This window comes from Candidatus Fukatsuia endosymbiont of Tuberolachnus salignus, assembly GCF_964030845.1.
Lineage (GTDB): Bacteria > Pseudomonadota > Gammaproteobacteria > Enterobacterales > Enterobacteriaceae > Fukatsuia > Fukatsuia symbiotica.
Genome location: NZ_OZ034983.1, coordinates 927,724 through 941,925 on the forward strand (window position 1 = coordinate 927,724; position 14,202 = coordinate 941,925).

At 43.5% G+C, this 14,202-nt stretch carries 10 protein-coding genes, 4 tRNA genes and 4 pseudogenes; 5 read left to right on the forward strand and 13 right to left on the reverse strand.

Annotated features, from left to right (window positions below; all coding sequences use genetic code 11):
• Positions 1-158 precede the first annotated feature (158 nt).
• Positions 159-1,643 (reverse strand): CoA transferase, encoded by a 1,485-nt coding sequence (locus AAHH42_RS04565; protein ID WP_342221764.1) that lies wholly within the window; start codon positions 1,641-1,643, stop codon positions 159-161.
• Between the two features lie 440 nt (positions 1,644-2,083).
• Between AAHH42_RS04565 and AAHH42_RS04570 the strand changes: the two genes are divergently transcribed.
• Positions 2,084-2,782: an XAC2610-related protein gene (locus tag AAHH42_RS04570; protein WP_072551001.1), complete on the forward strand. Its 699-nt coding sequence runs from the start codon at positions 2,084-2,086 to the stop codon at positions 2,780-2,782.
• Between the two features lie 86 nt (positions 2,783-2,868).
• On the opposite strand, the pseudogene AAHH42_RS04575 reads toward AAHH42_RS04570, so the two are convergent.
• The 4 genes and pseudogenes from AAHH42_RS04575 to AAHH42_RS04590 form a co-directional block, all read right to left on the reverse strand.
• Positions 2,869-3,337: pseudogene (locus AAHH42_RS04575) on the reverse strand (IS5 family transposase); the annotation flags it as partial.
• A gap of 223 nt (positions 3,338-3,560) precedes the next feature.
• Positions 3,561-3,710 (reverse strand): annotated as a pseudogene (locus AAHH42_RS04580) (ISKra4 family transposase); the annotation flags it as partial.
• Positions 3,703-3,903 carry a hypothetical protein gene (locus AAHH42_RS04585; RefSeq protein ID WP_119797328.1) on the reverse strand — a complete coding sequence of 67 codons (201 nt, stop codon included), beginning with the start codon at positions 3,901-3,903 and terminating at the stop codon, positions 3,703-3,705. The pseudogene AAHH42_RS04580 and the gene AAHH42_RS04585, both read right to left, overlap by 8 nt.
• Positions 3,904-3,994: 91 nt before the next feature.
• A complete protein-coding gene (locus AAHH42_RS04590; protein WP_240313858.1) occupies positions 3,995-4,315 on the reverse strand; it encodes an IS630 transposase-related protein in 321 nt (106 codons plus the stop codon).
• A 61-nt stretch (positions 4,316-4,376) separates the two neighbouring features.
• Here AAHH42_RS04590 and AAHH42_RS04595 point away from each other — a divergent pair.
• Positions 4,377-4,561, forward strand: a pseudogene (locus tag AAHH42_RS04595) (IS5/IS1182 family transposase); the annotation flags it as partial.
• Between the two features lie 276 nt (positions 4,562-4,837).
• Here the strand turns inward: AAHH42_RS04595 and AAHH42_RS04600 are convergent.
• The 3 genes from AAHH42_RS04600 to gltX form a co-directional block, all read right to left on the reverse strand.
• Positions 4,838-5,116 carry an integrase arm-type DNA-binding domain-containing protein gene (locus AAHH42_RS04600; RefSeq protein WP_240313857.1) on the reverse strand — a complete coding sequence of 93 codons (279 nt, stop codon included), beginning with the start codon at positions 5,114-5,116 and terminating at the stop codon, positions 4,838-4,840.
• Between the two features lie 196 nt (positions 5,117-5,312).
• A tRNA-Ala gene (locus tag AAHH42_RS04605) sits at positions 5,313-5,388 on the reverse strand.
• A 456-nt stretch (positions 5,389-5,844) separates the two neighbouring features.
• On the reverse strand, positions 5,845-7,251 hold the full coding sequence (gene gltX / locus AAHH42_RS04610; protein ID WP_072550999.1) for a glutamate--tRNA ligase: 1,407 nt from the start codon (positions 7,249-7,251) through the stop codon (positions 5,845-5,847).
• A 252-nt stretch (positions 7,252-7,503) separates the two neighbouring features.
• Between gltX and AAHH42_RS04615 the strand changes: the two genes are divergently transcribed.
• From AAHH42_RS04615 to AAHH42_RS04625, 3 genes are all read left to right on the forward strand, one after another.
• Positions 7,504-7,579: transfer RNA gene (locus AAHH42_RS04615), tRNA-Val, on the forward strand.
• A 32-nt stretch (positions 7,580-7,611) separates the two neighbouring features.
• Positions 7,612-7,687 (forward strand) — tRNA-Val (locus tag AAHH42_RS04620).
• A gap of 14 nt (positions 7,688-7,701) precedes the next feature.
• A tRNA-Lys gene (locus AAHH42_RS04625) sits at positions 7,702-7,777 on the forward strand.
• A gap of 205 nt (positions 7,778-7,982) precedes the next feature.
• On the opposite strand, the gene tldD is transcribed toward AAHH42_RS04625, so the two are convergent.
• From tldD to mreB, 5 genes and pseudogenes are all read right to left on the reverse strand, one after another.
• Positions 7,983-9,428: a metalloprotease TldD gene (gene tldD / locus AAHH42_RS04630; RefSeq protein WP_342221765.1), complete on the reverse strand. Its 1,446-nt coding sequence runs from the start codon at positions 9,426-9,428 to the stop codon at positions 7,983-7,985.
• A gap of 240 nt (positions 9,429-9,668) precedes the next feature.
• Positions 9,669-11,164 (reverse strand): annotated as a pseudogene (gene rng / locus AAHH42_RS04635) (ribonuclease G).
• A gap of 66 nt (positions 11,165-11,230) precedes the next feature.
• Entirely contained in the window at positions 11,231-11,719 is a 489-nt protein-coding gene (mreD, locus tag AAHH42_RS04640; protein WP_072550996.1) for a rod shape-determining protein MreD, read from the reverse strand.
• Entirely contained in the window at positions 11,716-12,828 is a 1,113-nt protein-coding gene (gene mreC / locus AAHH42_RS04645) for a rod shape-determining protein MreC (protein WP_342221767.1), read from the reverse strand. The genes mreD and mreC overlap by 4 nt, the downstream gene beginning before the upstream one ends.
• Before the next feature lie 131 nt (positions 12,829-12,959).
• On the reverse strand, positions 12,960-14,003 hold the full coding sequence (gene mreB / locus AAHH42_RS04650) for a rod shape-determining protein MreB (protein WP_072550995.1): 1,044 nt from the start codon (positions 14,001-14,003) through the stop codon (positions 12,960-12,962).
• Between the last annotated feature and the right edge of the window lie 199 nt (positions 14,004-14,202).

A 14,202-nucleotide genomic window follows, 5' to 3' on the forward strand; every position in this document is an offset into this window, starting at 1 on the left:
ACACCATCAATATAAAGGGGGGGGGGTAACAATACGTTACCACTTCTTTCGTTGTTGGGGAATAGCAGGAAGCACGCGCCGGGCGAGAGTGATACTCGGCAATTATTAAGGGCTACGCATCGCTCAGCTATATTACATTGGCACCAATTCTAGGCTTACTACAACCATTCAGGTTTAGAGGATCCTCTAGGTACCAAGGGAATTTGATACATGCCCGGTGTTTTAGACATATATACCTGATCGGTTACACCCTGATAGAGACCACAAGGTGTTTCCTCACAGAAGGTTTCCGGTACTAGATAAGCATGATCTTTTCCGATTCCTGCAACTTGTCGGACATAATTCTTATCGAAGATACCCATTTCTAGTAACCATAAAGACAACCTTGTAAGGGAGAGACGGATACGGTAACTTCCTCCCTCGATAGCCCTTCTTTTAAGTGCAACCATCGCACCAAGGGCGCCAAGCCAAGACATGGCGTAATCATTAACAACGAATATCTCAGTTAAGCGCGGATCCTCAGCTGTACCTTCCAGCGAAAGTATTCCACTAACTCCCCCAGCATTTTGATCGAAACCAATACGGTTGGCCCAAGGACCTTGATGGCCGTAAAGTGACATATCAACATGGATAATGCCAGGTTTAAGAGAGCTTATTGATTCTGCGGATAAATGTAACTTTTCCAGATAACCTGGCCTACGATTCGAGAAGAAAATATCGGCTCCCTTTAGGAGGGTATGGAATTTTTCCATTCCTTCTGTCTGACCGATCTCAAGTATTTTTGAACGCATACCCACATTTGCCGAGTAGTAAATCATATCAAATTCAAAATCCATGGGGCGCCAGATATTCAGTACATCGGCACCATGATAAGCCAGTGCACGACCGAAACCCGATCCGGCAATAACATGACCAAGCCCCAGTGCACGTATCCCGTCCAGCGGATGCTTAGGGCTATGCGTGAAAGGAACAGGTTTACTATCTCCAATTTTTTCGATTTCGATGAGTGGTAATGCATCGATATAAGGGAATTGTTCACAGGTTAAAAACTCTTCGACAGTACGGATGACGGTTGCCTGAATGCCATGACGATTGGCCGCCTCTTCAAGTTTAAAGGAATTCCATTTCTTAACGATCTCGGCAATAGCACTAGGATCTTCGTGACAACCTAATAATTTCAGTGTCTCAGCTTTGCTCTTAGGATAAGGATTCACCAATTGGATCCGACGATTATCTAGGGTTTCATACATACAACTTGGCATAAATGGTTTTTTTAGATCTTCCGGTGTACCTGGAGGGCATCCGTTGAGCAATTCCCATTTTCTATCGTAGAAGGGGCAGAGGCGGTGCAGTACCTGCCCGAGATTAATAGAAAGATTTTGACTTTGACCCGTTCGCATACGCCATATGTCTGCAACTGCAATGGCTTTCGCCATAAGGCTGACGCCTGCCATAGTCGCGAGCGGCAGTGGGCTGCTGATAATCGGATCTTTTCCGGTAAAACTTACAGAGCCACCACCAGAATTGAGATGTAGCCCGACACTTTCAATAACCTTTGTTAATTCACGTACAGGATCAAGAATATTGTCACTTTGCATGGGATGGGCTAGGGCTTGGAGGATATTTTTTTGTCTCGTATTCATAAGCATAATGTCCTTTTTTATATAAGGTAAATTATGATAGCTTTTATTAATGGGGGTTATTTAATATCAATCGATTAGCATGTGTTTTTAACATCAATTTGCATCGGTCCCGCTATACAGGATCTCTCTGCATTATCAATCAACTCAGCCTAAATTAGGTTAACTGTTTTTCGCAATATGTGTATCAATTCAGTTCTCAATGAACATGGCTCAGCGGGGAGATGACCTATTTGCAAGCAGAGTCACACTATCGAGTGTCATACTGTAATACAATCATATTGATGGCTATTTTTCTCCAACTCCCTCTAACAGTCACACCATTATGGTTTTATCCGTAGCGTATTGGCTGCTGAAAAAACGTAAAGCAAAATCATAACGGACACATACTTTATAATTGTTTATTTGGATAGACCGTTATCACATGCAGAGGGGTACGCTATATGATTTCAAACAGGTTCCTGGCGATTTTTTTATCTGTGTTCTCTACTTGGGCACTTTCAGCTAACACAAACATCTCATTGTTTAAAAAAACATCAAAACAATGGGATTTCGTTTTAAAAGTTGCCAATTGTAATGATGATGAACTTTCTCCAAGCTGTGAGGGAGCAGGTACCCTGGATATTTTTAACAAAGGTCGGGATGATTTGTTTCAACGCATTACTATTAAGAAAATAGGTATCCAACTGGATACTACGAATAAAACAACAGTTAATACGGTAACAATAGACGATAAAGATAATAGTACATTGGTTATTGATGACTTCAATTTCGATAATCACGATGATATTGCTTTGCTCAATGGCTATGATGGGGGTTATGGCTCGCCATCCTATAATATTTATCTCTTTGATGTAGATAAAAAACAATTCCTGTTCAGTAAAACGTTGACTGTACTGGCGAGTGAGGGGATGGGATTATTTGATGTCGATAAAAAAAAGAGAACCTTAACGACTTTTATGAAAAGCGGTGCCTCTTGGTCGCAAGAATCCACTTACAAGGTCGTTCACAATACACCCATGTTAATTAGCGATGTGACAAAAGAATATTTATTTAACGAGAATATGTTAGAGATCACTATTCGTAATCTGGTAGAGGGTCAGTGGGAAATTTCGAAGAAAAAAAGCAAATTTACACAGTAATCTGGAAGATCTTATATAGTGTCGTCATGAAATTTTGAGCCATAGAGCAAGGCACCGTATTTGTAACATCCGAAAGAGGCAGTTTATAGTTTATCCAGAAGAGCAGGTGCCGCTGTACAATCATGAATTTCACCTCCCGTGATTTCAAAGGCAACAGGTAATCCGTAAGCATCCACACCGAGATGAATTTTTGTGGTGTTACCTGCTCTGCTTTTGCCAATCGCCTCCGGTGCCAATGCTTGCAGCACCGGTACTGTGTTGATGCGCTTTTACGTCACTGCCATCAATAAATTGCCATTCCAAATCAGGGTCATCAACTCACGCTTTGAACATAGATAGCCATTTCCCTTTTTTCGACCCATTATTGAATTTTTTTAAAATAGAATTCCAGCGGCCAAATTGTTCAGAGAGGTCACATCATGGGCATCCTGTGCGTAGTCGGAAAAACATGCCTTCTACCATTAAACGTAATTTTGGCTTGTCATAAATAATGTGTTGAAGCATGATACCTTTCAGCTTCGGCCAGAGCTCATCATTGAACATCAATCGGGGCATCGCAAACTCGTCTTATTAGGTGTAGGAACTGTAATAATACGAATTTGCTATTATTTTTCAATTCTTTATTATCAAACGTCAACAGCCCCTAACACAGAATTATGAACACTCTCAAATCAGGAAAGTTTATTTCTATCTCCCGTGGAGCAGTTCTATCTATTAGCTGCTTAAAAAATAGGTACACCGTTTCCAATTCATTTATCTCTATTAATGCAACAAAACCAATTTTGACACCGGGGCGCCAACGCTCAAATTGAGCCTTTAGCTCATCATTCAAAACAACTGTTCGTGTCTGAAGCAAATAATGAGCACCTTCCTGGCTCCATTACATCTGTTGTTTTTTAACCCTCCGCTTTGCAATAACTTCAATTATCCATCACAAGGACCGCGCCTGGAGGGGATTTTGGCAGTAAATCTTGGGTGACCCAGGCATAAAAAATATCGCTGTTGATATGGCAGTCGAAGGTACAAACCGTGGTTAATGTTCCGTTAAGCTGGGCACCAATGACATAAGTACGGGCTTTAGCATGCCAATCGTGCTGGCCGTAACAGCGCTTACCTTTCACTCAATAACCATAAAGACGCGGCATATCATGGGAAAAACCGCTTTCATCCACGTAAATTATCGGGGTATCACAGGTTTCATAGGCCTGTATCTTAGTCTGAAAATCTTTTCGAGCTTGGACGTCGATTTTGGGATGATAAAATGTTTTTTTTATAGCTAAACCCAGCCCGTTTTAACGCATCGCCTATCCCTCGAGCACTGACCCCCATACGTTGAGCGCGTTCGTATTGAGACGCCTCAGGATAGGTTTCCACATCAAGGAGCAACGCGGCGCGATTTATTTTGGTCGCCGGTTTATCACGCGTTAGGCAAGGGTCGATACGTTTAGCCCAGCGCATTAGGCTCGCTATCCCCACACAAAAACGTGTCGCCGTTTCGGCATAAGTGAGCTTTTCTTGCTTTTTAATAGCCAAGACATGTTGGCGGAATTTTATGCCATAACATCATTAAAGAAGCAGAAGAAGCCGGCATGCAAATCGTAAAATTCAACGCGAATACGATAAAGTGCTCTACAAACATCGACATCTCGTGGAGAATGCTTTTCTACTCTACACCTAAAGCGCTGGCGGGGGATTGCTACTCGCTATGTAAAGAATACCTCCTCTTTTCCCGCTGCTGTACAAATACGATGCCTTGCTCTATGGCTCAGTATTTCATGACGACACTATTTAAATCATTCCCTAGAAAACTACAAAGTGACCTAGGTACCTTGTTTTCTGCTCGATTATTTTAAATCAATTTATATGGAGCCATATAGTAACTGAGCAGTATGCTAAACGCCTTGTTATGGCACTGTTGACAAAGTTTGTTTTGAAATAAGCTTGTTTTTTACGTGGTTTAAAAGATAAGAGACCGACATTATCCAATCAAAGCAAGTGTTTTTACAAAAAAAACGAGCACCGTATTCTTAGGCATAAGTGCTACGGTTATAGGCTCTACGGATTTGGTGTGTATCCAACATGTACCAAGGCTGCTTCGATCACATCTGGAGCAAATCCTTTCCTTGCCTCTACCAGAGACAAAGTAGGGTAATGTCCTGGTGTTAACGTTGTCTGCTTTTTCGTTGTAGGGTGGTAGTAACGTAGACGCCATGTTTTAACGCCTGATGATTTAACAAACAGCAGTAATCCACCACCGTATAAAGATAAATCTTTGTTGGGTGCCTTTGCCGCTTCCACTTCGGTATTAGTCAAAGGTTTTGCTTGTATTGCCATATTAATCACCATAGTAGGACTACGGGACTACCTATTTTAAGGACTAGAGAATAGAGTCTCAAATCTAGTCCCTAAAAAACAGAGTATAACCCTGCCACACCGAAAGACAACAGGCAATAAAAAACCCACAAACTTAGTTAGAGTGCGGGTTTTTCTTGTTTTACCGGTACTCGCTGGTGAGTGCCGATAGAGTATTTGGTGGAGCTAGACGGGATCGAACCGTCGACCTCTTGCATGCCATGCAAGCGCTCTCCCAGCTGAGCTATAGCCCCACAAGCCTAAACATATTAAACGCTTCGAACCGCCCGCATCATATGAAACCACTGAAATAGTGTCAATGGTTAAATCAACCTTTTACGTTGAGCGTTGAAAAAGACGCCAAATTCACATCACTCAATAGATTTGCGAATGGATCTAAGAACCTGTTCGAAATCTTTTGTGCTCGCTGATACTTCGTCAAAAACGAGTTCAAAATGCTCACTTACTCTATGTAAACTGCGCTTTTTCGCTCATTTTTTCCTCGTCTGAGCGTCGCTCAAGAAGATTTAGAACAGGCTCTAAGACCTATTCGAAACCGTCATGAACAGCCAGAAAAAGAAAAAATCGAAGAAAAAGCACCGTCACTGTATATAGCACAAGACAATAATGAGCGTTTTACACCTATTTTTCACGAAGTATATCAAAGAGCATAATAATCTCGAACAGGCGTTATACTACCAAGGCATCAATTATTGAGCTTCACGTGCGGTAATAAATTTTAGTGCTCCATCGATACGGGTGAGCGTCCGCTGCTGACCAATAGCGCAAACAGTCACATCTATTGAAGGAGACTGACCACTTCCTGTCACTGCCACACGTAGTGGCATCCCAATTTGCCCCATACCGATACCGAGTGCCACCGCAGTGCTTTGTAGTGCCTGGTGAATGTTTTCCACATTCCATTCAGAAATTGCAGCCAGTTTAGTACGCAGTGCTTCTAATGGTTGACGGTCTAACGGACGCAAATGTTTTTTTGCCATATCTGCATCAAACTCATCAAACTCCTCATAAAAATAGCGGCAAGAGCTGGCCATTTCTTTCAGTGTTTTGCAACGTTCACCAAGTAACTTAATGATTTCAACCAATTGTGGTCCATTACGGGTATCAATACCTTGTTGTTTTATATGCCAAGAGAGATAAACTGCGACACTTTCCGGTGGAAGATGGTTAATGTAATGATGATTTAGCCACAGCAGTTTTTCAGTATTAAATGCGCTTGCAGATTTACTGATAGCATCAAATGTAAACAACGTTTTCATCTGCTCTAGAGAAAAAATTTCCTGATCACCACAAGACCAGCCCAAACGTACTAAGTAGTTTAGCAAAGCTTCTGGCAAATAACCGTCATCACGGTATTGCATCACGCTGACAGCACCATGACGCTTTGACAATTTTTTACCATCATCTCCCAAAATCATCGATACATGAGCATACTCAGGTATCGGTGCCCCTAAAGCATGCAGAATATTGATTTGACGCGGAGTATTATTGATATGATCTTCACCACGGACCACATGGGTAATTTGCATATCCCAGTCATCGATAACGACACAAAAGTTATAAGTGGGAGAACCATCACTACGACGAATAATTAAATCATCCAACTCCGCATTACTAACTTCAATTAATCCGCGAATTTTATCATTAAAAGCGACGGATCCTTCTTGTGGATTACGAAAACGTACTACCGAGCATTGATCCGAATTATACTGGCTATCGCGACAATGACCGTCATAACGGGGTTTCTCTCCTTTGGCCATTTGCGCTGCACGTAACGCCTCAAGACGCTCCCTGGAGCAACAGCACCGATATGCCTTACCATCTTCTAGCATCTGATCGATCACACTGTTGTAGCGATCAAAACGCTGAGTCTGCAAATACGGGCCTTCATCCCAGTCCAAATTCAACCAATTCATGCCGTCCATAATCGTATCAATAGCTTCTTGAGTTGAGCGTTCCCGATCAGTATCCTCAATCCTCAATACAAATTCACCGCCCAAATGACGAGAAAACAACCAGGAATATAGTGCTGTACGGGCACCACCTACATGTAAGTAGCCAGTAGGACTGGGGGCAAAACGGGTTTTGATTTTCATTCGGATGCCTTATTACGCTACGCTATATCAGCAAATGCTGACGATTGCCTTGGATGGGGAAAAATTAGCTAGCATTCTACCACTCCGCTTCGATTCCTCAACGCTGTTACTATCTGCTACACATTCATACGACCCCAATTGATAATGACATCATAATATTCTGACTAAATTTGCTGCTAATGACGGTTTTCGTTTTAAAAAGCGTTGACTCACTTACAACTATCCCTATAATGCGACTCCAATAACGCGACGGGGCGATTAGCTCAGTTGGTAGAGCATCTCCCTTACAAGGAGGGGGTCATCAGTTCGAATCTGGTATCGCCCACCAAACTCGGCGTGTTAAGGTATAAAAGAAATGATGGGCGATTAGCTCAGTTGGTAGAGCATCTCCCTTACAAGGAGGGGGTCATCAGTTCGAATCTGGTATCGCCCACCAGAACGTGTTTTTTTGGGTCGTTAGCTCAGTCGGTAGAGCAGTTGACTTTTAATCAATTGGTCGCAGGTTCGAATCCTGCACGACCCACCAAATTCCTCATCAGCCACTCCCATTTAGTAACAGTGATCCACTCAGCCAACTCACCCCGAGAAAACTAAAATTATCCTGAGTGAGTTAACTTGATCTTTAAGCACAACATTTGGCGACTACGCGCCATCCGTTAAATCATTTCTATCCAACACTTCATATTTAATTTCTCCACGCGACCACCCTGTTGTTCAAGTGATTACTTGACTCAGACCGTACCCCCGACCGTCAAATTATCCAGTTTCAATGTAGGTTGCCCAACACCCACCGGCACACTTTGTCCTTCTTTACCACAGACGCCAACACCTTTATCTAAAGCCAGATCATTGCCAACCATCGAAATCTGTTTCATTGCCTCAATACCAGAACCAATCAAGGTTGCACCTTTCACGGCATCAGTAATGCGGCCTTCCTTAATCAGATACGCTTCTGAGGTCGAAAAGACAAATTTCCCCGAGGTGATATCCACCTGACCACCACTAAAATTCGGTGCATACAAACCGTGTTTTACGCTGGCGATAATTTCCTCTGGTGTCGATGTGCCCGCTAACATATAAGTGTTGGTCATTCGTGGCATCGGCAAGTGAGCGTAGGATTCACGACGACCATTACCCGTCGGTGCCACACCCATTAAACGTGCATTCAGTTTATCCTGCATATAACCCTTTAAAATACCGTTTTCAATGAGAACATTGTACTGACCAAGGACACCTTCATCATCTATAGACAGTGAACCACGGCGATTTGCCAAAGTGCCATTATCAACCACCGTGCAACAAGGAGAAGCGACAAGTTCCCCCATCTGACCACTGAATACCGAGCTACCACGACGATTAAAATCACCTTCCAGACCATGTCCAACCGCTTCATGCAGTAATACACCCGGCCAACCTGCACCCAAGATCACCGGCATCGTTCCCGCTGGGGCAGCAATGGCCGAAAGATTGACCAGGGCTATTCTGACGGCTTCTTTAGCAAAAACATCAGCACGTACTTCACCATCAATTGATGTAAGAAAATAATCATAGCCACAACGACCACCGCCACCACTGGCACCACGTTCCCGTTTGCCATTTTCTTCAATTAATACACTTACCGATAGACGTACTAACGGCCGCACGTCTGCCGCCAATGTGCCATCGGTGGCAGCGACCAAAATTAGCTCATAAACTCCGGTCAGGCTGGCACTGACTTCCTGTACTCGATGATCTTCCTCACGAGCAGTTTTATCCACACGGTGTAGTAACGCAATTTTGTCTTCCCGTGATAAGCTTTCCAGTGGGTTCAATAACGGGTAACGCCGACAATGGACAATTTCTCTCAACTGATGAACTTTACTATTGCCGTTATCGCTAACAACGCTACGTGCCGCTTGTGCACTCTGCTGCAATGCATTGAGGGTTATTTGATCTGCATAGGCGAATCCGGTTTTTTCGCCGCTGACTGCTCGTACCCCAACACCTTGGTCAATATGGTAAGACCCTTCTTTAATGATACTGTCTTCAATCACCCAAGCTTCGTGATAGCACGATTGAAAATAGAGATCAGCATAGTCAAGGTGTCGTTGATTCAATTGTTCAAGTACTGAAAACAGATCTTGATGATTTAATTTGTGAGCAGCGAGTAGCTGCTCACTAACAAAAGTGAGGCTCATATTTTTATCGCTCTTTATTAGACTTCTTGCAAAATCGTCACGAGTGACGACACACAGCAACCGCAGTGTACATACGAGTACATGAGAACTGCGAACACCACGTAACGTAGAATTCGCGCCACGTAGCAGGTTATGCAAGAGGTCTATTAGATTAATTATTATTAAAGGGCACTATCAAACACCAGGCCTCTTCCAAAACGATTTTATACAACACGAATATCTTTAATATCTTTTATAATGCTAAGTTGCAACAGAATATTTGTCACTCATGCAACGCAGGTGAAACTGCTCTTGACGATAAAGTGGTTCAACCTGTATTTTTATCGGCTTACCAGTGACAGTTTCTATTGCCGCCAACACATCAGACTCTTCGTTTTTTAATGCGTTACTCACAGCAGAAGAGGTACAAACCAGAAGATCATTTGCAGGATAATCGTGACGAAAACGCAAAATTTCACGCAAAATTTCGTAGCATACTGTCTCCAGAGATTTTATCGTCCCGCGGCCATGACAGTTCGGGCAATGATGACATAAAACATGTTCAATACTTTCGCGCGTACGCTTACGAGTCATTTCCACCAGCCCTAGCTGCGAAAAATCGCTGAAGGTGGTTTTTACCCGATCTTTACTCAATGCTTGTTCCAAAGCTTGTAATACCTTTTGACGATGCTCCTGGCTATTCATATCGATGAAATCAATAATGATGATGCCACCCAAATTACGTAATCGCAGCTGACGGGCAATAACCTGTGTGGCTTCAATATTGGTATTGAAGATAGTTTCATCAAGATTACGCTGCCCCACAAAGGCACCAGTATTGATATCAATGGTGGTCATGGCTTCAGTTTGATCGAAAACCAAGTAACCACCTGAACGTAAGACCACTTTGCGATCCAATGAATACTGAATTTCCTTCTCAACATTGTGGCGAGCAAAGAGAGGCTGATTACCCGTGTAGTGCTCCAGTTTTGGTACCATTGCAGGAATATACTCAGTAGTAAATTTTACCAAAAGATCATAGGTCAGTTTAGAATCAACCAGAATGCGATCAAGTTCAGCAGCAGCAAAATCACGCAAAATACGCTGCTCGAGTGACAATTCCCGATAAAGTATGTCGGATTTTACTGTGCTGTTTTTTTCCGTTTAGTGATTTTTTCCCATAACCGTTTGAGAAAAATAACATCGGCCAACAATTCTTCCTCACTGATATTTTCGGCAGCAGTACGCACAATAAACCCCTGCACCGGACCACAATGCGACGTAATGATACTTTTTAAACGCTCACGTTCTTTTTCATTTTCAATACGCCGAGAAACACCAACATGTGCCACCTTGGGCATCAGCACCAAATAACGAGAAGGCAAACTGATATCAGTCGTCAAACGGGCACCCTTAGTACCTAGCGGCTCTTTAACCACTTGCACCATTAAACTCTTCCCCGAATCAACCAGTTCGGCAATATCCCGATTCTGAATTTTTTTCGTTTCATCTTTAGCAGTATATGGGGTATCGGATACGATGTCTGACGCATGAAGAAATCCTGCTTTCTCTAAACCAATATCAACAAAAGCCGCCTGCATTCCCGGCAATACTCGACCAACGAAACCTTTATAAATATTGCCTACTATGCCTTTTTTTGCTTCACGCTCAATGTGAATTTCTTGCACAATACCATCATCGATATAAGCTATCCGTGTTTCATATGCAGTAATATTGACCAATAATTCAGTGGTCATGTAATCCTCTCGTACGCAATAGACCTTTTCACGAAAGCTGAAGGCTACTTGAAACGTAGCTCATCCTCATTGCACTCTGAACTGACGGCGAACTTTGCGCATTAATAAAAACAGCCAAGGCCATAGAATACCGTTTATTACGCTGCTATAGAAAATCTCCGGACGAAACGAAACGTTAATCACCAAAAATTCAGCCCAAAACACCACAATATCCCGCATGAGTACCAGTAATACCACAATGAGTGCCTGTTGCCACAACGCCATATTACGGAATAACTGAAATCTAAAAGCGGCAAAATAAGCCACTAGGCTTAATCCCAGTGCGCGGACACCCAAGGTCGATCCCAGAATAAGATCCATAATCAAGCCAAGAACAAAAGCACTACCGACATTAACCCGATGCGGCAATGCTATCACCCAATAGATCAACACCAGAGTCAACCAAGAAGGACGAAACATATACATTTGCTCCGGCCAAGGCATAATCTGTAAGACCATCGCCAACAGAAATGATAGCCAGATTATCCAACGACCATGACTGTACAAGGCACTCATGGTATTACACCATCCCGAACTGACGGTGTATTCGTCATCGGAACCAATGGCCTCACGATATTTGTTGGCTCACGACCATGTGATGTTGTACTTTCAAAACCGACCGTGCCTGGTGAATCAGATGTTGTCTGATATGGGCAATTTTCATCGATTTGAGTACATTCTCTAGGCGTGGGCGCTTTAACTTGATCCCATTCACCACGCGGGTGAAGCAGGTCTGCCATCTGTGTCAGACGTTCTTTGGCCACCTGATGGACAGCATCCGGCGCCAAGGGTGTATCGCCATGACGATCCCCAGCCCACAACAATAGCAGATAGCGTAAGCGTTGTAAGTCCGCCGTGGGGCGTGCCTGAATCATAGTATAAGCACGCTGATTATCTACTTTTACCGAAGAAACAATCGCAACCGGATAACCTTCAGAAAAACGCCCGCCTAGTCCCGATGTCACCAACATATCACCGACACGGATATCGGTATTGCTCGGCAGATGCTCCAATATTAAATCATCAGCACAGCCCCCTCCCGCAGCGATCACCCTAATATCATTACGCAATACCTGAATCGGCAACGCGTGGGAGATATCGCAAATTAATACCACGCGACTCGTGAATTTACTGACCGCCGTTACCTGACCAACAACCCCACGATCGCTGATAACCGGTTGACCTTCATAAACACCGTTATTACTGCCTTTATCAATAACCACTTGATCACTATAGGGATCAGTACCACTGGACATCACTTGCGTTACCATCTTATGCTCATCCTGACGCAAAGGAGAACCCAGTAACTCACGCAAACGAATGTTTTCGTGTTTAAATTGTTTCAATAGTTGTAAATCAGCATTTTTAAATAACAACTCCTGACGTAACACACTATTTTCCAGTTCAATCTGCTGTCTTGTTGCTAGCGTTTCAGAAACACCATCCAATAGAACACGTGGCCCATTAGCGAGAAAATAGAAAGGACTGACCAAGGTATCCATGTAAGTTCGTATTTTAACAAACGAACCGAACCGACTATCAGCAATAATCAGCGCAATGGCTGCAATGGCTGCAATGAACAGTCGCAGCTGCAGAGATGGACCCCGGCTAAACATTGGCTTCATAAATTACGCAAACTCCTCGACGACACCAAGAGGAGACACTAAATCCGCTGAGCGTAGAGTTCGTTCACCTGATTCAGCGTTCCCTTATCCGACTGACATTATTCTCTGTCAGCTATTTTCGCTGACATTCATTATTCTTCGCTAAATAAGTCACCACCATGCATATCTATCATTTCCAGCGCCCTACCACCGCCGCGAGCGACGCAAGTCAATGGATCTTCAGCAACCACGACGGGAATACCCGTTTCTTCCATCAATAAGCGATCCAGATTACGCAATAGCGCACCACCACCGGTCAGCACCATACCACGCTCAGAAATATCAGATGCCAATTCCGGCGGACATTGTTCCAGTGCAACCATCACCGCACTCACAATACCGGTCAGTGGTTCCTGCAAAGCCTCAAGAATTTCATTGGAATTCAAGGTAAAACCACGCGGCACACCCTCAGCGAGATTACGACCACGCACTTCAATTTCTAACACTTCTTCACCGGGATAAGATGAACCAATACCGTGCTTAATACGTTCGGCTGTCGCTTCGCCAATCAAGGAACCATAGTTGCGACGTACATAATTAATAATAGCTTCATCGAAACGATCACCACCAATACGCACTGAAGAAGAATAAACCACACCGTTGAGTGAAATAACGGCCACTTCGGTTGTACCACCACCAATATCCACCACCATCGAACCAGTGGCTTCAGAAACAGGCAGTCCGGCACCAATCGCGGCAGCCATGGGCTCTTCGATCAAAAATACTTCACGGGCACCGGCACCTTGTGCGGATTCCCGGATAGCACGACGTTCAACCTGAGTCGCACCCACAGGTACACACACTAGTACACGGGGACTTGGACGCATAAAACTATTGCTATGAACCTGCTTGATAAAGTGTTGCAACATTTTTTCAGTCACGAAGAAATCAGCAATCACTCCGTCTTTCATTGGACGAATCGCAGCAATGTTACCAGGGGTGCGCCCTAACATCTGTTTGGCGTCATGCCCCACGGCCGCTACGCTCTTAGGTGAACCGGCACGATCTTGGCGAATTGCAACTACGGAAGGTTCATTAAGTACAATACCTTGTCCTTTAACATAAATCAGGGTATTGGCGGTACCCAGGTCGATTGACAAGTCGTTAGAAAACATGCCACGAAATTTCTTAAACATAGTGAAAGGATAATCCTGCAAGCTGAGGGCGGAAAAATCCGCCTACTTTACCAATCACACGTAGCAGCGACAAGGCTCAAAAACATACTGCATTGGTGAGAAAAGTGGTTTAATTATATACATCCGCCATTGCTAAAAACGTATATAGATTAAAAATCCTATCTATTTTGCATGCAACCCGGCGTAGTACAGTACATTT

What these genes read in the sequence shown, in the direction of transcription:
- AAHH42_RS04565 (WP_342221764.1), bottom strand. Translation starts at nt 1,643, where the DNA reads ATGAATACGAGACAAAAAAATATCCTCCAAGCCCTAGCCCATCCCATG.
- AAHH42_RS04570 (WP_072551001.1), top strand. Translation starts at nt 2,084, where the DNA reads ATGATTTCAAACAGGTTCCTGGCGATTTTTTTATCTGTGTTCTCTACT.
- AAHH42_RS04600 (WP_240313857.1), bottom strand. Translation starts at nt 5,116, where the DNA reads ATGGCAATACAAGCAAAACCTTTGACTAATACCGAAGTGGAAGCGGCA.
- gltX (WP_072550999.1), bottom strand. Translation starts at nt 7,251, where the DNA reads ATGAAAATCAAAACCCGTTTTGCCCCCAGTCCTACTGGCTACTTACAT.
- tldD (WP_342221765.1), bottom strand. Translation starts at nt 9,428, where the DNA reads ATGAGCCTCACTTTTGTTAGTGAGCAGCTACTCGCTGCTCACAAATTA.
- mreD (WP_072550996.1), bottom strand. Translation starts at nt 11,719, where the DNA reads ATGAGTGCCTTGTACAGTCATGGTCGTTGGATAATCTGGCTATCATTT.
- mreC (WP_342221767.1), bottom strand. Translation starts at nt 12,828, where the DNA reads ATGAAGCCAATGTTTAGCCGGGGTCCATCTCTGCAGCTGCGACTGTTC.
- mreB (WP_072550995.1), bottom strand. Translation starts at nt 14,003, where the DNA reads ATGTTTAAGAAATTTCGTGGCATGTTTTCTAACGACTTGTCAATCGAC.